General features: G+C 50.1%; 16 protein-coding genes. 10 read left to right on the forward strand and 6 right to left on the reverse strand.

Going from position 1 to position 16,737, the window contains the following annotated elements; translation table 11 throughout:
* Positions 1 to 19 precede the first annotated feature (19 nt).
* From EXY25_RS07395 to EXY25_RS07410, 4 genes are all read left to right on the forward strand, one after another.
* Complete coding sequence (locus EXY25_RS07395; protein ID WP_165419296.1) at positions 20 to 721, forward strand: TIGR02117 family protein; 702 nt, start codon at positions 20 to 22, stop codon at positions 719 to 721.
* 301 nt (positions 722 to 1,022) lie between these two features.
* Positions 1,023 to 1,568, forward strand: coding sequence for a VF530 family protein (locus tag EXY25_RS07400; protein WP_130566279.1), 546 nt, complete (start codon positions 1,023 to 1,025; stop codon positions 1,566 to 1,568).
* 73 nt (positions 1,569 to 1,641) lie between these two features.
* The gene (locus EXY25_RS07405) at positions 1,642 to 2,181 is read left to right on the forward strand and encodes a DUF4377 domain-containing protein (RefSeq protein WP_165419297.1); all 540 of its coding nucleotides are present in this window, start codon (positions 1,642 to 1,644) and stop codon (positions 2,179 to 2,181) included.
* 39 nt (positions 2,182 to 2,220) lie between these two features.
* Positions 2,221 to 2,601, forward strand: coding sequence for a VOC family protein (locus EXY25_RS07410; protein ID WP_130566281.1), 381 nt, complete (start codon positions 2,221 to 2,223; stop codon positions 2,599 to 2,601).
* An 87-nt stretch (positions 2,602 to 2,688) separates the two neighbouring features.
* Here EXY25_RS07410 and EXY25_RS07415 read toward each other — a convergent pair whose 3' ends face one another.
* Entirely contained in the window at positions 2,689 to 3,786 is a 1,098-nt protein-coding gene (locus EXY25_RS07415; protein WP_130566282.1) for an alkene reductase, read from the reverse strand.
* 198 nt (positions 3,787 to 3,984) lie between these two features.
* On the opposite strand from EXY25_RS07415, the gene EXY25_RS07420 reads away from it, so the two are divergent.
* Positions 3,985 to 5,046, forward strand: a complete 1,062-nt coding sequence (locus EXY25_RS07420) for an MntP/YtaF family protein (RefSeq protein WP_130566283.1) — start codon at positions 3,985 to 3,987, stop codon at positions 5,044 to 5,046.
* Positions 5,047 to 5,129: 83 nt separating this feature from the next.
* On the opposite strand, the gene EXY25_RS07425 is transcribed toward EXY25_RS07420, so the two are convergent.
* Positions 5,130 to 5,723, reverse strand: a complete 594-nt coding sequence (locus EXY25_RS07425) for a hypothetical protein (protein ID WP_130566284.1) — start codon at positions 5,721 to 5,723, stop codon at positions 5,130 to 5,132.
* A 300-nt stretch (positions 5,724 to 6,023) separates the two neighbouring features.
* On the reverse strand, positions 6,024 to 6,905 hold the full coding sequence (locus tag EXY25_RS07430) for a LysR family transcriptional regulator (protein WP_130566285.1): 882 nt from the start codon (positions 6,903 to 6,905) through the stop codon (positions 6,024 to 6,026).
* Positions 6,906 to 7,096: 191 nt separating this feature from the next.
* Between EXY25_RS07430 and EXY25_RS07435 the strand changes: the two genes are divergently transcribed.
* Together EXY25_RS07435 and EXY25_RS07440 are read left to right on the forward strand one after the other, a co-directional pair.
* Entirely contained in the window at positions 7,097 to 7,453 is a 357-nt protein-coding gene (locus tag EXY25_RS07435; protein ID WP_130566286.1) for a DsrE/DsrF/TusD sulfur relay family protein, read from the forward strand.
* 81 nt (positions 7,454 to 7,534) lie between these two features.
* Entirely contained in the window at positions 7,535 to 8,212 is a 678-nt protein-coding gene (locus EXY25_RS07440; RefSeq protein ID WP_246019522.1) for a penicillin-insensitive murein endopeptidase, read from the forward strand.
* Here the strand turns inward: EXY25_RS07440 and EXY25_RS07445 are convergent.
* Complete coding sequence (locus tag EXY25_RS07445; RefSeq protein ID WP_130566288.1) at positions 8,209 to 8,778, reverse strand: DUF1287 domain-containing protein; 570 nt, start codon at positions 8,776 to 8,778, stop codon at positions 8,209 to 8,211. The two genes, EXY25_RS07440 and EXY25_RS07445, sit on opposite strands and share 4 nt — an antisense overlap.
* 113 nt (positions 8,779 to 8,891) lie before the next feature.
* Here EXY25_RS07445 and EXY25_RS07450 point away from each other — a divergent pair, with 113 nt between their 5' ends.
* The 3 genes from EXY25_RS07450 to sstT all read left to right on the forward strand — a co-directional run bounded on the left by EXY25_RS07450 (position 8,892) and on the right by sstT (position 15,732).
* The gene (locus EXY25_RS07450; RefSeq protein ID WP_114336999.1) at positions 8,892 to 10,445 is read left to right on the forward strand and encodes a helix-turn-helix transcriptional regulator; all 1,554 of its coding nucleotides are present in this window, start codon (positions 8,892 to 8,894) and stop codon (positions 10,443 to 10,445) included.
* 172 nt (positions 10,446 to 10,617) lie between these two features.
* Positions 10,618 to 13,881, forward strand: coding sequence for an alpha-amylase family glycosyl hydrolase (locus tag EXY25_RS07455; RefSeq protein ID WP_165419298.1), 3,264 nt, complete (start codon positions 10,618 to 10,620; stop codon positions 13,879 to 13,881).
* A 630-nt stretch (positions 13,882 to 14,511) separates the two neighbouring features.
* Entirely contained in the window at positions 14,512 to 15,732 is a 1,221-nt protein-coding gene (gene sstT, locus EXY25_RS07460) for a serine/threonine transporter SstT (protein ID WP_130566290.1), read from the forward strand.
* A 168-nt stretch (positions 15,733 to 15,900) separates the two neighbouring features.
* Here the strand turns inward: sstT and EXY25_RS07465 are convergent, their stop codons facing one another.
* Complete coding sequence (locus tag EXY25_RS07465; protein WP_130566291.1) at positions 15,901 to 16,137, reverse strand: DUF2164 domain-containing protein; 237 nt, start codon at positions 16,135 to 16,137, stop codon at positions 15,901 to 15,903.
* Positions 16,137 to 16,667 (reverse strand): GNAT family N-acetyltransferase, encoded by a 531-nt coding sequence (locus EXY25_RS07470; protein ID WP_130566292.1) that lies wholly within the window; start codon positions 16,665 to 16,667, stop codon positions 16,137 to 16,139. The genes EXY25_RS07465 and EXY25_RS07470 overlap by 1 nt, the downstream gene beginning before the upstream one ends.
* Positions 16,668 to 16,737 lie beyond the last annotated feature (70 nt).

The following is a 16,737-nucleotide window of genomic DNA, read 5'->3' on the forward strand; positions in this document are numbered from 1 at the left end:
CTTGCAAGGAGAGCAGCCGTTGTTGTCTTATCTTGGTGAAGGTATACGCCTGCAACTCGTTTTGTTACTCACACTGTTTATTGGTGGCTGTACCGCTAACTCGTGGCGCTATCTGCCGGAACATGATGAGATCCCCACATCGATTTATGTGGTTGGCCATGGTTGGCATACCGGGATTGTTGTGCCTAGCCATCTGCTTGGTGCTAAATTCGACTTTCTGCAACAACAATTGCCCAATGCGAATTATTTTGAATTTGGCTGGGGTGATAAAGGTTTCTATCAGGCGGAGGAGATCACTTCCGGCCTTACTGTGCAGGCCATTTTCTGGCCTACCGAGAGCGTGATGCATGTGGTGTCGTTGCCAACCGAGCCAGCGAGTTATTTTTCCCAGAGTGAAGTGATTGAACTGAAACTCTCGCACCAGGCTATTGAGCATCTGCTGGATGGTATCGCTGCCAGTTTTGCTAAAAATAAGCATGGCGCTCCAACTAAAACCCGCCCTGGCCTCTATGGCTGCAGTTGGTTTTATATCGGCGAAGGCAGTTACTACATGACTAACACCTGCAATAGCTGGGTGGCGAGAATGCTTGATCAGGCGGGGGTGCCGATCCGTACGACGCTGACATTGACCGCAAGTAGCGTGTTATCGCAAACGCAAGACGCATTGGATGAATATCTTTGTTGCTTGTCGCAAAGTACAACAGTAAAGAGCGCCATTTGAGCCGAAGTCACAATCGCTGATGGTTGGCGTTCTGGCTGGGGTAAGATGGATAATCTTCAGATTGGCTTTGCCTGTTTTACCATCGGCAGCGCAAGAGTGACGCGCGTGAAGGCAGATATAAGTCAGCTGGCCAAGGAGCATAGAATGAATCGTTGGTCGTGAAGTTGTTCTTTGGGGGACGCGAATTACTGAGCGAATAAGCGAGAGGCGTAAAAAAAACGTATCAGATAAGCAGAAGACGCGACCTATTCGGCGGGTGAATGTATTATGTCGAGATTAGCGAATTTTTCCGAGAGCCAACATGAGCGATAACGTCAACTACACCAATAACCCTCTCCATGGCGTCGGTTTAAAAACCCTGTTGACGGAGATCGTTGACCAGTATGGCTTTCAGCTCATCAATGCCTACCTCAACATCAACTGTTTTAAGACTAATCCCAGCATTGAATCCTGCGAAAAATTTTTAAAGAAGACAGAGTGGGCGCGGCAAAAAGTTGAAGCCTTTTATCTGTATGAATTTAAGAATCTACCTCGGGCATCGGATGAGCAGTTTGCCTTGCCGCCGCGAGAGCGGATTGTGCCAGAAGGACAAACACCAAGAGAGCCGAAAGCTCTTAGCTTTGAGGACGCCCAGCGTATGCATGAACGGCGAGCAAAAAGGGCCGAAGAGCGGCGCATGGAGCGAGGTAGCCGAGCCGGTGGTGGCAGAGGCCGTGCACAAGGGCGTGGCGGGAATGCCCGACACTCCCGAGGCCGCGATACTGAGGGCAGATCATCTGCGAACGAAAGCACAACCGCCGACGGTAAATACGATCCTTGGGCGAATTGGAAAAATAAGCAAAAATAGTTAATTCATTACCTTTAGCCGAGCGAACGCTTGGCTCTCACTTAAACTTATGGTTAAACCAAGGGATTTTTTTATGTCGATACGGATGTTATTCATCGCATTTTTCAGTTTTTTAGTCGTTGCTTGTGGCGGCAGTGGCAGTTCGCTTGACTCAACCAGAGAAGAGATCACTATCGCTTCCTACCAATCCCCCTGTTATGGCGAGTCGCAGCGACTCTGTCTGGTGCGGTTGGAGTTTGGTGATGAAGAGTTGTTTTACGAAGAGATTGAAGACTTTAATCATGTGTGGGGCCATACCTATGAGCTATCTGTTTTGGTAACAAAGCTAGATGAGCCCGCCGAGGATGGTTCTGATGTCAGTTACTCGCTGGATGAGGTGTTGAGTCGTGTTGAAGATGAAATAGCCACTGAATATGCATATGAAGAGGTGGAGTTGTTAGAGTCCACCTTTACCGTCGATAATGATATTTACTACTTTCTTGGTCAGCCATTTGAGTGCGCTACCGATGTGGACTGCGATGGACTGGTCGATATGAACAATAGTGGTGGCTTGGTGAATGTTACTTTCGAATACCTCGGTGCTGGCGAAATCGCATTGATCGCTTGGGATTAAGGTCGTCGTCATAGACGGGTCAGCAGCGAAGGTGTAGCCATGAATTTAAATCAGGTGACCTTGCCTGTGTCTGATATGGATATGGCGACACAGTTTTACCGTACTTTGGGATTTACCCAAATTGTCGACACGCCGCACTACGCTCGATTTGAGTGCCCACAGGGCGGCGCAACTTTTTCATTGGCTTTGGAGTCAGCAGAGTTTAATAGTGGCGCTGTTATCTACTTTGAGCATGAAGCGTTAGATGAGTGGGTGACAAGGTTGCAGGCCAAAGGGATTGAGTTTGAACAGCTGCCCACCGACCAGCGTTATCTCTGGCGTGAGGCGATCCTGCATGATCCCTCCGGCAACAAAATCAAACTGTATTGGGCCGATGAAAATCGCCTAAATCCGCCTTGGCGGGTGGAAAGGCGAGACTAGCCTAAACTGCTGACCTTGAGCAACTACGGCACTTTAAAGAATGCACGACTAAGCGCTGCAGTGATTATTGCAGCGCTTTTTTTCGGCTTATTCGCTAAAACGCGGGTAATCGGTAAAGCCTTTGGCACCGCCACCAAACAGGGTGTCGGGGTTGTGCTTATTCCATGGTTGACCAAGCCTAATGCGGTTTGGCAGGTCAGGGTTGGCGACAAACGGTCGACCAAAAGCAATCATATCGGCAAGGCCATTCTCTATCGCATCCTCTGCCCGCTCCGGTGAGTATTTGCCGGCATAGATAAGTACCCCGCTAAAGGCATCGCGTAGTGCTTGTTTGAAGCCGGATGACATCTCTGGTGCATCCTCCCAATCGGCTTCTGCAATGTGCAGATAGACGATGCCATGTTCGTTCAATAGCTTGGCAGCCGCCGTGTAAGTCTGTTCTGGATCAGCGTCAACGGTGCCATTGAGTGTCGTCAACGGTGCCAGTCGCACACCGACCTTGTCGGCGCCAATGGCATCCACCATCGCCGCGACCACTTCGTCGAGAAAGCGTAGACGATTCTCCAAACTGCCACCATATTGGTCGCTGCGCTGGTTAGATTCAGAATCGATAAATTGATTGATCAAATAACCATTGGCTGCATGCAACTCAATGCCATCGAAGCCCGCAGCCATTGCGTTCAGTGCCGCTTGTTTGAACTGAGCGATAACCTGTTGGATCTCATCGATACTCATTGCTCGGGGTTCAACGACATCAACAAAGCCTGGTTCATCGGTACCATTGTCGATAAACACTTTCACGTTTTCCGCTTTCATTGCCGATGATGAGATCGGCTGTTGTCCGGCGATATTATCTGGATGGGTGACACGGCCTACATGCCACAATTGGGCAAAGATAACCCCGTTGGCCTGATGCACGGCATCGGTGACCTTGTGCCAACCGGCGATCTGTTCCTGGCTATAAATACCGGGAGTCCAGGCATAGCCTTTGCCCATTTCCGATACCTGGGTGCCCTCACTGATAATCAGTCCGGCCGTGGCGCGCTGGCCGTAGTACTGCGCCATTAAATCATTGGCGACGTCACCGGGTTGGGATGCGCGAGAGCGAGTCATTGGCGGCATCACTATGCGATTGCTGAGGTTGTGTTTTCCCAGCGAAATAGCGTTAAAAAGGGCGGTGGTCATCGGCGTCACTCCAGCGGAATAGGAAGCTGACAGTGTAGAGACTAATTTCTGTTGATTAAGGGCGATAGTCACAACTCATTTTTGCCATTACAGCAATAAACTTTCTGGCTAACGAGTGGCAAAAGTTGAACAAGTGAAAAACTCCGCTAACTTCAAATAAAAAGTGATACCGATTTGATTTGGCAAAGGAGCTGCATGATGGCTGAAATACTCGCCTCTCTCTCTTCAACACCGCTCCCCACCATCCTCGTGGTGGCGGGGATCATCTTTCTGTTTATTAGTGTTGGTGGCCAACTCGGCGCGCACCTGTCGGCGATAAAGGTGAAACGTGCGGTGGCAGGTGGTTTGGGCGGTGTATTACTAATCTGTGGTATTGGGCTCTATTTTGCCGATAGACCTGAGCCGTTAACCGCAGCCGTGGACAAAACTAAGCACGGTGAGCCGTCGTCAGTAAGCCCGACGACGGCGCAAGAAAAGTACCGCCTACGTGCCGATCGTGTTGAAGAGGGGCTGCTGATCCCAACAGAGACCCGTGTGCACCTTGCCGATGGCCAGCTGAAGTTGCATGTGGATGGCCAATATCTGAATGGCTTGGCAACGATAAAATCGGTTGAGATCGCACAGTTGGAGGTATTGGCCGAAGAGAAAGGGCGGCCTACGGTGCTAAAGCTCAGCGTCGAAAAAGATATGGTGGAAACAGAGATATCTTTGGGCGAAGAGCAGGAAATAACAACAGAGTACGGCGTGTTTCATGGCCACAGCCTGTTAATCCAATATAAACAGGGGCGATGGCATAAGCAGCTGCTGGGCGCGGAGCCGAATGAAGCGCAAAGTAAAGAGTTAGCGCTGCCCTATACCGATGGTTTTGGCAGCTATCCTGAGGGGTTGCTAGCTATTGGTGACAGTTGGCAATTTGCGGGCGGAGAACTGGCAGAGTTAATGGGATTCGGTAGCTATCTCTCTGCTAACGGCAGTGCCACGATGAAGTTTTTAGATGTGGTGGATTATCAAAATGAGCAAGCTGCTTTAATTGCGCTGCAGCGACTGGAAATGACGGGCACGACGCTCGATGCCGACGGCAATGAGATGCAATTAAGTTTTGGCGGTGAGGGGCGGGTATTTCGTTCTCTGTCTCGCTATGTTGATCTGATGGTTGAATTTTCCGGTACCATGAAGCTGGAAACCTCTGCTGTGATGGAGGGGCAGAAGGTCGACTTAAGTATTATTGGCCCTGTGACTATTAAGATTGAGCTGAAGTAGTTTGAGTCTTATATGATGACTGCTGATGGCTAATTAAAAAAGGCACCGTTAAGGTGCCTTTTTTGCTGTTGGCGCTGGTTAGCCTAGCGGCGACGAGCTGACAGCAATCCGATACCTGCTAGCATGGCCAGAAAAATGGCTGCTGGCGCTGGTACATCTTTAGAAACGAACTCATTTACCTTGATGTTGTCCAGTGCCCAATGCTGACCACTGCCAGATGCTTTTGCTGTATGTACATAACCATTAGGATCGATGTTGATTCGGAACTGATCGATACCGCTCCAGTTAAAGATCGCTTCAAATGCTTCACGGGTAACATCCAAAAGCTCAGAGTAGAGTAGCGCTCCATCATTGAAACCTTCGATGGTCAGAGTTTGGTTGCCCCAAGCGCCAGCGATGACAAACGAACCTAAATCAAAGCTGCCATCTACATCGGACCAGATAAAATCAGATGGCGAGGCTGCGTAGCCATTGTAAACGTGGGCTTTACTTTCGGTGAAATCGATCACTGAGTTATAGCCGGTATCATCTTCGCCAGCGTAACCATAGTAGTCAGACGAGTAGGTTATATCTGAGTAGGTAAACAATGGTGATAAACCATCTTCGAAGCCGATAAGCTCCGCTTGGCAGCTAAGTGATGCCAACAAAAGGGCTGGTGCTACAAAGAACTTCTTCATCTTTATCAAATCCTTATGTTCTATTTTGGAGTTTTATTGTTTTGCATTTTTTTATGCAAAAAGTTGGCTGCTAATAATGCAAAAAACAAGCCGATTTATTTTTTTCTATTTTTTACAAAGGGATATAAAAGCAGAGGTGGGAGTGTTTTGGTTTTTTGTAAATATAACTGACATTTATGATTTGGTAATTTATTGATAGAAAACAAGTTTGGATAAAAAACACTCACTTTATTTGAGCGAGGGCTGGTAATTGGTTTTATGCCCTGTTTTATACAAAATTCATAGCTCTGAGTGATTGAGCTATAAAGTCAATCTAGGCTGAATATAATCGAGAAATACTGAGATCCGCCTCGACACGGCTGACGTCTTGTAAAACACGGCGTTAATAGGCTCACGGTTGTGATCCTTGATCCGTTCATTCTCCAGCAGAGACACTAGTCGCCCCGCGGCAATATCTTCCCCCACCATAAATCGTGACAGGCAGGCTATACCGTTGCTGGCTAACACCAGTTGCCGGACGATCTCGCCATTGCTTGCGGTAATGCTGGGCGAGATATCGACGCCAACTCCTAGTGGCCAGTGGTTCAGTACTTTAGGCGCAACAAAGCCGAGAGTTTGGTGTTCGCTCAGCTCGGCAATGGTTTTGGGTGTGCCATGATTGGCAAGGTAGTCTGGCGAAGCAACGATAAACAGGGGACTGTCACCTAAGTGTCGGGCATGGAGGCTTGAATCTTTCAATTTACCTACGCGGATCGCTAAGTCAGTGCGATTTTCTAACAGATCGATGTAGCCCTCATGGGAGGTCAGCTCCAGTTCAATCTCCGGATAGGCGAGGCTAAAGGCGTTAACTAAAGGCACCAGTTGATGAAGGGTAAATGGACTGGCCGCGTCTACCCGCAGCTTACCTTTCGGGGTTTGTTCGCCGGTGACCAACTCCTCTTCAGCCATCTGCAGTTGCTCCAACCCTTTGCGCACAATCGCGATAAAGCGTCGCCCCTCCTCCGTGAGTTCGACACGACGGGTGGTGCGATTGAGTAACGTCACGTTTAGCTGCTTTTCCAGCCGGCTGATCGCTCGGGAGACTTTGGCAACCTGCAGATCCAGAGCTTCTGCAGCGGCAGAGAAACCACCGCAATCAACCACACTAAGCAGCAGTTGTAGATCATCGGAGCGTGCTTTCATTGCAATACCTGCAAAAATAAATTTGGAAAAGGAGTATTTGGTGAAATAGTGTAATCGCGATGCGAAGCAGGTCAATGTTGCTGCCATAACAATATTCTGGGAACAGTTGATCTGAGATCTCCACTCTCATTGACCGGATCGGCAGCGCTGACGTTTAATTCTGACTATCAAATCGAATTACTGGGACGAGTATGCAAAATCTACTGTTTATCCTTAATGATGCACCTTACGGATCGGAAAAGTGTTTTAACGCGTTGCGTTTGGCACTGAATCTAAAAGAGCAGTTCGATGAAGATGTGATGGTTCGTCTGTTCATGATGTCTGATGCGGTGACCGCGGCTTTGCCCAAACAGCAACCGGTAGAAGGTTATGATATACAACAGACGTTGGAGATCCTGGTGCAGCAAGGTGCAGAGGTGAAATTGTGCAAAACCTGCACCGATGCCCGTGGTATTAGCGAGTTGCCACTGATCGAAGGGGTCGCTATCGGCACCTTGATTGAGCTATCTCAATGGACAATGCAAGCCGATAAAGTACTGACCTTCTAAATGGCAGTTGCCTTGCTCGCTGACACTGTTAATTTGGGGGAAGATTAGACGATTCAGTCTTGCTTATTTATGGAGCATGGAATGCTTAGATTGTTACTCTTGGTTAGTTGCCTGAGCGCTTCTGCTGCGCAGGGAGCTGAGAGCGTTTGCTTCGGTACCACTGCAAATGGCTATCTAGAAAACGGTGTGGAACTTCCGGCTGAAGGAAGTAACTATGTCACTTATAGCAACATTGCGAGGCTGGCAGGGCGGAGCTACGTTCATTCTGCGGTGCGGGATATTGTCGTTGCTGCTTATCGTATGTTGGAGACAGAGCAACCAAGTAAGGTTTACAAATATGCTGAGACAGGTTTTGCATCGGGGGGACGCTTTCGACCACATAAGACCCATATGAACGGCCTCTCGGTCGACTTTATGACACCGGTGCGAGATAGCGAAGGACGTTCGGTGCATCTACCAACCAATCTGTTTAATAAATTTGGCTACAATATCGAGTTCGACCAGCTGGGAGTCTATGACGGTATGGTTATCGATTATGAGGCTCTGGCGGCACATATCGTGGCTTTAGATAAAGCAGCAAACGCACTTGGATATGGGTTGTGGCGCGTCATTTTTGCGCCCGAACTGCAACCTCATCTATTCCAGACTTCCTACGGCGCCTATTTATCAAACCATATTGAATTTTCCAAGAAACGTTCATGGGTCAGGCATGATGAGCACTACCATGTTGATTTTGATATTCCTTGTACCGCAGTTTAATAGCGATAATGGCCACTGATTGGGTAGTCAAACAACATATCTTCAACTTCGGGGCCGCGGCCGATGTTGTGGATGATGAGAGGGTGGCCGTTGGCGCTGCGCTGATCACTGACGATACCAATATGGGGCAGGTTGCCAGGCAGCATCCAGGTGACCAGATCGCCGGTGTTATAATCGCCAGCATCGGCTGTGACGCTCAGAACTTCGCCGTGACGGTTGAAAAAGGTTTGTAGATTGGGCACTCGTCGATGGTCGATATTACTGTCCGGTTTGTTCAGCCCCCAGATCCGTTTCGATGGATACGCAGAGAACTCTGCCTGCATATCTTCATGAACCCGCTGTTGTAGGTCGATATCCAGCGCCCGATAAGCGCGAATCACCACATCCGTACACACGCCAATGTTGTCTGGTACATCGCCGTTGGGGTAGTCGATGGCGATATAGCTGCCATCGTAGCGTACTTGATGTTGCGTGCGTTCCAGCGCCGCATACACCAAAGCTAGTTGTGGTGTCGCCGCATGTTGTGGCGAAATCAGACTGGCCAGCAGTAGCGAGGTCACAATCATGAGTTAAGTTCCTGTCCGTGGGATCGCTTTTCCACTATAAAGCCTCTGTTAGCAACTGCAAAGGAACTGCCTTAACAATCAATAAGTTTTAGTTAACAGGCCGGGAGAAAACGGTGGGCGGGGAACAGCAAAACGACAGATTAGAGCGTGAGGTTGAGCAGCAGTTAGGGTTGGCTTTTCAACATCTGCCGATGCGCTCGATGGAGCTGACTCATGGGCGCTACACGCTGGATAACTTGCTTCAACATGCTGACTACCAGTTGCTGGCCTGGAAAGATCTTGAGCATGGACTGCACTCTTGGGCTCGTCTGTTTACCCTGCTAGCCAGTGGCATCATTATCTCTATTCGCCCCCATGGTAGCGGCATGGTGATGCGGCTGGAAAGTGATAGTCCTTTACCGCTGTGGTTACTGCATATGTTGCGGGCAGTCGATCTGCGACTGCAGCGCTTCGCTGCCACCCTTCCATCGTCTGAGCAACATCCTTGGCACTGGGATTGGGTGCTGAGAAACTGTTGGCAGGAGGCGCAAGGTTTGGGGATCACTCGCTGTGAACGGGGCGTTCACAATCAGTTGGTGATCTGCCATCAATTAAAACTGCAAGCGTACCCTGATGTGCTGCCTCGCGTACCTAACCTACTGGATTACTACCGTCGCCAATTACTGAAAGATCCGGGCCCTTCGTTAAACTTGGTTGAGCGGTGTAAGCGCTTGATGTCTAGAGCATTACCTAGCGTATTGCAGGTGGACAGTTTGGCTAGCGAGTTGGGGATCTCTGGGCGTAGTTTACAGCGCCAGCTTAAGCTGGCAGGGGTCTCTTATAGCAGCTTGTTGACTGAGGTACGGCAAAGCCAAGCGCGAGCCAAGCTAGCCGATACCAACATCTCGGTACGGCGGCTGGCACTGGAGTTAGGTTTCTCCGAGCCGAGTAACTTTATTCGTGCGTTTCGCCAGTTTGAAGGCTGTTCGCCCAGTGACTATCGCCAGCAGGTCAAGCAGCATCAGGTGGCGCCAGATCATCTGCCGATCCGTTTTCTCTATGCGGAAAATCTGTTGCAGACCGACTGGCGTAATAGTCGTCGGGGGGCGCGGGTGTGGATGGAGGTACGTAATATCACCTTCACTAAAGATGTTTCGGTGATGTGTGAAGATCTTGATGGCATCTGGCGTGGTTATCCAGCCAGTTTTGAGCGTTGGCTAGGACCAGGGCGAGAGCTTTGGAGCAGTGTGAATATTTCGGTGTTTGACCCGCTGCGGTTTCGCTTGCAGTTTCGCTCTGGCAACCGGCTTTATATCGATGATAACGATGGCAGTGGTTACACCGTGAGCGCCACTCAGCGGTACCTGCTGGGTGACCATGAACTGGCGGTATTGTCGTTGGAGCTGTTTACTTTGGCCGATGGTCAGCAGCTATTGACCGGACGGGCATTAACGCCACGCTATGGTGACGATGAATTGCATCTAGTGGTCAGTAGTCATGATTGGATCAGCGGTCATACCCAGCGTGCAGATACCTTTCCCCTTGAAGCATCGGATGCGATTGGCTGGCAATTTACCCTATCACTGCCAACGGGGGCGGCACCTTGGGTGCGGTTTGAACACCATAGCCAGTTGGGGGTTGAGGTGGATGACAATGCTGGCGAGGGCTACCGTCCACGAAATTGTTAACTTCATCACGCGCGATTTCATGTTGCGCAAAAAGACAGCAGCTTTGTCGCAATATGACAACGTTTTGACCCATATTTGCTTTACTCTCCATCCTGCTAATAAATACTTCCTTGTGCGCTAGTCGGCCGGTACGGACAAGGAGTCTATCAATAACTTTGCTAGGATGAGCATAATGATTATCAATAGACGCTGGTTGAAGCCCAGTTTGATTGCACTCTCCGTGTCGGCAGTTTTGCTGTCTGGTTGTTCCGATGACGATGATGATACGCCGCTGGTATGTGATTGGCCTATGGTGGCTAACGCTGACGAAAGTGAATGTGTAGAAGGGCGAAATCTGCATGTGGCTTCACCTGACTGGCGTGATCAGATTATCTACTTTTTAATGATTGACCGCTTCAATGACGGTGACAGTACAAATAACGATCAGGCTGGCTATTATAATCCGGCGCTGGAAAGTCACTATAGTGGGGGCGATCTGGAGGGGATCCAGGCGCAACTGGATTATGTTCAAGCCCTAGGCATGACCTCTATCTGGATCACTCCGCCAGTTGCCAACCAGTGGTGGGACCCGTTCAATCAGTTCTCCGGTTATCACGGCTATTGGGCGCGGGACTTTATGGCTGTCGATGAGCATTATGGTGATCTCGAACACTATAAAAACCTCTCCCATGCGCTGCATGAAAATGGCATGTATTTGATCCAGGATATCGTGGCAAACCATACCGGTAACTTCTTCCGTTATGACGGTGCTTACAATCCTGACGATACGGCGGAGAACTTCCTTATTATTCCGGACAATGTGCCGGTGACTGCGCCGATTCAAGCCCCTTTTGACCAGAATGATCGTAACAATGCCGATCATGTGGCTGCGGACATTTACCACTGGACACCGGATATTAATGACTATCAGGATCCCGCTCAGGAGTTGGGTTACCAACTGTCCGGTCTGGATGACTTAAACACCGAAAATCCTGCCGTCCTGGCTGCGCTCAAACAGAGTTACAACTACTGGATCTCTGAAGTGGGCGTTGATGCATTCCGCGTCGATACTGCCAAGTTTGTTGATCATGATTTCTGGAACAAGTTCTTTCATGATGCCGACGGCATTGAAGCGGCTGCAATGGCGACCGGGCGTAGTGATTTTCTCTACTTCGGTGAAGTGTTTGAAGCTTCTGAACCATTGATGAACAATGGCGAGCAGAAGCTTGCAAGTTATGAAGGCACGCCTGATAAGCCAGAGTTCAAATCACTCATTGGTTTCCCGCTGTATTCTGAACTGAGTCGAGTTTTTGCTGAAGGTCAGCCTAGCCAATATCTAAGCTATCGCTTGCAGCAACATATGAGTCAGTACCAGAACCCGTGGATCGTGCCGAACTTCGTTGACAACCATGATGTGGCGCGTTTTCTCTCGAAAGGATCGTTACCTGGCTTGAAGCAGGCGTTAACGACGATCCTGACTATCCCCGGTATACCGGTGATTTGGCAAGGTACAGAGCAGGCTTTGACTGAGCCGCGCCAGGCGATGTTTGCTGGTGGTTATCTCAGTGAAGAAGATCAGTTCAATACCGAATCGGAGATGTTTACCTTTATCGCCGAACTGTCGCAGATCCGTACCAGCAATCCAATTTTTACCCGTGGTGATATGACCCTGTTGGCAGACAACATTGCCGCTCCTGGCGTTTTGGCGTTCCAGCGGAGCTACGAAGGCAACAATGCATTTGTCATCTTTAACTCCGCAGACAATGAGACCCTGCTTAATGGTTTAGACACCGGCTTGCCTAACGGTACTGTGCTGACCCTGCTGATGGGCGAAGAATACAGTGAAGATGTCACCGTCGGCTTTGAGGGCAAGTTGACCATGCCGTTGGCCCCCCGAGCAACATTAGTCCTGATGCAATCGCCAGAAACCGGCGATATTGATGCCGGTGATGAACAGATCCTGATTAATGAGGATATTCAGGGGCAAACGCTGAGTGAAAACATCCTGTTGACGGGCTCAGTAACGGAAGCCTTTGCGCCGTTGCAGCTGGTGATAGATGGTAACCTCACCGCCGCTATCAGCTTTACTGCGGACAGCGAGGGTGGTTGGCAAACGGTATTGCCAGTGGAGAGCTTTGCCGCCGGAGAGAGTCAGCACAGCGTTGAAGTGTTTGCGGTTGCTCTTAATGTGGCCAGCAGTCAGTTGAGCTTCACTGCTGATGTCGCTCCGACCGGTGTTGAAATCACCCAAGATGATGTGCTGGATGATGATAATGGACCGAGTGGTAACTATGGCTATCCACAGGATGCCAGTTTTAGCCGCCAACAGGACATTGAGAGCGTCAAGTTGCTCGCTTCCGGCAGCAATCTGGCGGTAACTCTGACCATGCGCGAAATTACCCAAACTTGGAATCCGACCAACGGATTTGATCATGCGTCCCTGCATCTGTTCTTCGATCTACCGGGCGAAGAGGGCTTGACCGTATTGCCGGAGCTGAATTCGGCGACACCGACAGACTTCGATTGGAACCTTGCTCATCGCGTCTTTGGTTGGAACAACCTGATGTACTCCACCACGGGTGCCGATGCCGATACCCGCGGTGAGAATTTAGGTTTTGCGCCCACCGTGGAAGTGGATGCCGATGCCCGGACTATCACCTTTAATTATGATGGCCAGGCACTGGGGGTCTCTGATTGGACTGACACTAAAGTCTATGCATCGACCTGGGATATCGATGGTTTATCAGATGCGCCGCGGGCACTGAGCGCTGACGGTGGTCAGTGGGAATATAGTGGTGGCGACACGACAGAGGCGAAAATCATGGATGACATTACTCCTATCACAGTGCCGTTTGCTGGTGTGCGAGTTGATGACGCCGCCAATGACGAGGCCTACGCTTATCCGCTGGATGAAAGTTTTGGCTCGCAACAAGATATCTTGCAAGCCAGTGCCACTGCCAATGGTAGCAATATCAGCCTAACTTTGAAGATGGCTGAAGTGACTGACACCTGGAATCCAAGCAACGGCTTTGATCACGTGGGTTTCACTATCTTTATCGATTTAGGTGAAGGTGAGGGCGCCACTGTGATGCCGAAGATGAATGGCAGCGTGCCGGCAGATATGCAATGGCAAGTGATGACCCGTACTTATGGCTGGAACAATGCGGCGTACAGTGCCAATGGTGCTAGCGCTGATGAGTGGGGCGATCCGGTGACGCCTGCGCCAGCGGTTGTTACCGACCTAGATGCGGGCACTGTTACCTTCCAGTTCAGCAGCCAGTTGCTTGGCAACCCGCTGAGCCTTGCAGGGGTGAAGATTTATGTCACCACTTGGGATATCGATGGCTTATCCGATGGCTATCGCGCTATCTCCGTTGACGGCAGTCAATGGGAGTATGGCGGGGGAGAGCCGAGTGATCCCAAAGTACAGGATGAGGTGTTGATCACCTTGCCCTAAGGATCCGTTTTTAAGTGGCTAGACGCCGACCGTTGTCGGTAACCTTCAAGGTCTGCATTCTTTCATAGCAAGAATGCAGACCTTTTTTATACCCAAAACGCTGCGCGGGGCACGCTGTGTACAGGATGTACGGTCGAAAATTGCTCCCTTCATTTCCGACATTCCCGCCATCCCTGGTGGTCGTACACCCACTACGCTACGCGGGGTGAGCTTTGCCGCAGGTGCATGGCACCCAATACACTTCGCGGGTTGTGCTAATGCACAAGAGCGGCGATACCCAAAACGCTGCGCGGGCACGCTGTGTGCAGGACGTAGGGTCGAGAATTGCGCCACCCGTTTCCGACATTTCCCGCCATCCCTGGTGGTCATTCGGTTCAAGCTCTAACGCTTTTAAAAAGCCCTCTCCAAGTTGAGAGGATTGGGTGAGGGGTATCTTGAACCATTCCTATACTAGGTTTATTTCGTGTGCAGCTTTTGTAATGCGCTTGTTACGCCTAGCCCCGCTTTACACTCTTGGTTGAATGGAGATCAAGTTAGTACTCCTTAACACTGGACACAGTTAGTTAAGAGTTGCTAAAACCTGCACCTTGAAAATTTACGTTGCCACATGTTGGCCGCAGCAAGGTGTTTATGACGACTCAGCCCTCACTTATTAAGCGACTGACTAGTGGCAGTCTGGTTTTGCAGATTCTGATCGGGATTATCGCTGGGGTCGTGTTGGCCAGCGTGTCACCGTCAACGGCAAAAAGCATTGCTTTTTTGGGCTCGCTATTTGTTTCGGCGTTAAAAGCGGTGGCTCCTGTACTGGTATTTATTTTGGTGGCGTCCTCTATCGCCAATCAGAAGAAAGGTGAACATACCCATGTGCGCCCGATTCTCCTGCTCTATGTGATCGGTACATTGGCGTCGGCGCTGGTGGCCGTCAGTATGAGCTTTTTATTCCCCACGACGCTGGTATTAACGGCACCAGAAGCGGCAATGGCACCGCCGGGCGGCATTGGCGAGGTACTTAATACCTTGCTGTTTAAGGTGGTGGACAATCCGGTTAATGCGCTGATGACGGGTAACTTTATCGGCATTCTGGCTTGGGGTGTGGCGTTAGGTTTAGCGCTGCATAAGGCCTCTAAATCGACCAAGCAGATGTTCCATGATGTATCAGAGAGCGTCACTTTGATCGTAAGAATGGTGATCCGCTTTGCTCCGATCGGTATTTTTGGCTTGGTGGCGCAAACCGTCGCTGAAACCGGCTTTGTTGCGTTGGCGGGCTACGGCAAGCTACTCGCCGTGCTGTTGGGCTCAATGTTGTTTATCGCTTTAGTGGTTAATCCATTGATTGTGTTTGTCAGAACTCGCAAGAACCCTTATCCGCTGGTGTTGCTCTGTTTACGGGAAAGTGGCGTCACCGCCTTCTTCACCCGCAGTTCGGCGGCCAACGTGCCGGTGAATCTGGCATTGTGTGAGCGTCTTAAGCTCCATGAAGATACCTATTCAGTTTCTATTCCCTTGGGAGCGACCATCAATATGGCGGGTGCGGCGATCACCATCACCGTGTTGACGCTGGCTGCAGTACATACTGTTGGTGTTGAAGTGGATATCGCAACAGCGCTGTTACTGAGTGTTGTCGCTGCCGTCTCGGCTTGTGGTGCATCGGGAGTGGCTGGAGGGTCGTTGCTGCTGATCCCATTGGCCTGTAGCTTATTCGGTATCTCTAACGATGTGGCCATGCAAGTGGTTGCGGTGGGCTTTATTATTGGTGTGGTACAGGATTCAGCTGAGACCGCCCTTAATAGCTCAACTGATGTGGTGTTTAGTGCTGCCGCTTGTGGACAAACCGAGTTACCGAAACAGTAAAAGCTGCTTGCATCGTCAATCAGAAGCCGCTTATTTGAGCGGCTTTTTTCTGCGACGAGATTGTCAGTCGTTAGTGATCAGAGATTAAGTTTTCGTTTGTTTTTATGATGGCGATAAATGCCTATGTATGCTCACTTTTGCGCTTGGCAATCCGATTGCTGCAGACAGTTACTGCTCTAATTCATCAATCGCTTCGGTTACTAATTCCAATCTATCAGCAACCACCGCCTGCGCATCCCGTAGCCCCTGATTATAGAAATGAGGCCCCAGGTTATCGACGATAAAGTCCAGCATGAATTCGGCTTCAAATTGGCCTAACTCGTAATCCAGTTCCTCAGCGATATAGCGCTGCAGCTTGTCCAGCAGTGGGGTGCGCTGGTCATTAGGCAACTTGATCTTTGCCATTAGGCCTCCTTAGAAGCGGTCGATAAGTGTTTATAGAAGTACACGGTTGCATCATAAGTCCCTTCGCCATTGAGGGCGAAACCGGGGATCTGTCCCGCTTCTTGGTAGCCGACTCGGCGGTACAGCGCTGAAGCGACATCGCCGAGACGGGTATCGAGTACCATTAGATGGCGGCCATGTTTAACCGCCAGATGTTCTGCTGCCAAGATCAAAGCCTTGCCTATGCCTTGCCCTCTGGCACGGCTATGCACCATTAGCTTTTCCACTTCTGCACGATGGTGGCCATTGGGCTTGGTAGTCATCGACAGCTGTATTGTGCCGAGTAGCTGCTGTTGGTCGTCTAAGGCGATTAGCATCACGCGTTCAGGCGTTGCCAAAGATTGCTCAACAGCTTGCCAATACTGTAACGCCTCATCGCGGGCAAGGGGAGGAATAAAGCCAATCGATGCACCGCCATCCACACAGTCAATTAACAGTGCGACTAAGTCCTGCAGGTACGGAGTGAGTTCGTTGACTTGCAGCTGTTGCATTACGCATTCCTTTGAAAAATCATCCGAGATCATAGCGGCAGTAGGCCGTTTATTGGTACATACTAGCGTT

Origin of the sequence: Corallincola spongiicola, assembly GCF_004284785.1 — a bacterium.
GTDB classification, from domain to species: domain Bacteria; phylum Pseudomonadota; class Gammaproteobacteria; order Enterobacterales; family Neiellaceae; genus Corallincola; species Corallincola holothuriorum.

What these genes read in the sequence shown, in the direction of transcription:
- EXY25_RS07400 (WP_130566279.1), top strand. Translation starts at nt 1,023, where the DNA reads ATGAGCGATAACGTCAACTACACCAATAACCCTCTCCATGGCGTCGGT.
- EXY25_RS07410 (WP_130566281.1), top strand. Translation starts at nt 2,221, where the DNA reads ATGAATTTAAATCAGGTGACCTTGCCTGTGTCTGATATGGATATGGCG.
- EXY25_RS07420 (WP_130566283.1), top strand. Translation starts at nt 3,985, where the DNA reads ATGGCTGAAATACTCGCCTCTCTCTCTTCAACACCGCTCCCCACCATC.
- EXY25_RS07415 (WP_130566282.1), bottom strand. Translation starts at nt 3,786, where the DNA reads ATGACCACCGCCCTTTTTAACGCTATTTCGCTGGGAAAACACAACCTC.
- EXY25_RS07425 (WP_130566284.1), bottom strand. Translation starts at nt 5,723, where the DNA reads ATGAAGAAGTTCTTTGTAGCACCAGCCCTTTTGTTGGCATCACTTAGC.
- EXY25_RS07455 (WP_165419298.1), top strand. Translation starts at nt 10,618, where the DNA reads ATGATTATCAATAGACGCTGGTTGAAGCCCAGTTTGATTGCACTCTCC.
- EXY25_RS07445 (WP_130566288.1), bottom strand. Translation starts at nt 8,778, where the DNA reads ATGATTGTGACCTCGCTACTGCTGGCCAGTCTGATTTCGCCACAACAT.
- EXY25_RS07405 (WP_165419297.1), top strand. Translation starts at nt 1,642, where the DNA reads ATGTCGATACGGATGTTATTCATCGCATTTTTCAGTTTTTTAGTCGTT.
- EXY25_RS07435 (WP_130566286.1), top strand. Translation starts at nt 7,097, where the DNA reads ATGCAAAATCTACTGTTTATCCTTAATGATGCACCTTACGGATCGGAA.
- EXY25_RS07440 (WP_246019522.1), top strand. Translation starts at nt 7,535, where the DNA reads ATGCTTAGATTGTTACTCTTGGTTAGTTGCCTGAGCGCTTCTGCTGCG.
- EXY25_RS07430 (WP_130566285.1), bottom strand. Translation starts at nt 6,905, where the DNA reads ATGAAAGCACGCTCCGATGATCTACAACTGCTGCTTAGTGTGGTTGAT.
- sstT (WP_130566290.1), top strand. Translation starts at nt 14,512, where the DNA reads ATGACGACTCAGCCCTCACTTATTAAGCGACTGACTAGTGGCAGTCTG.
- EXY25_RS07465 (WP_130566291.1), bottom strand. Translation starts at nt 16,137, where the DNA reads ATGGCAAAGATCAAGTTGCCTAATGACCAGCGCACCCCACTGCTGGAC.
- EXY25_RS07470 (WP_130566292.1), bottom strand. Translation starts at nt 16,667, where the DNA reads ATGCAACAGCTGCAAGTCAACGAACTCACTCCGTACCTGCAGGACTTA.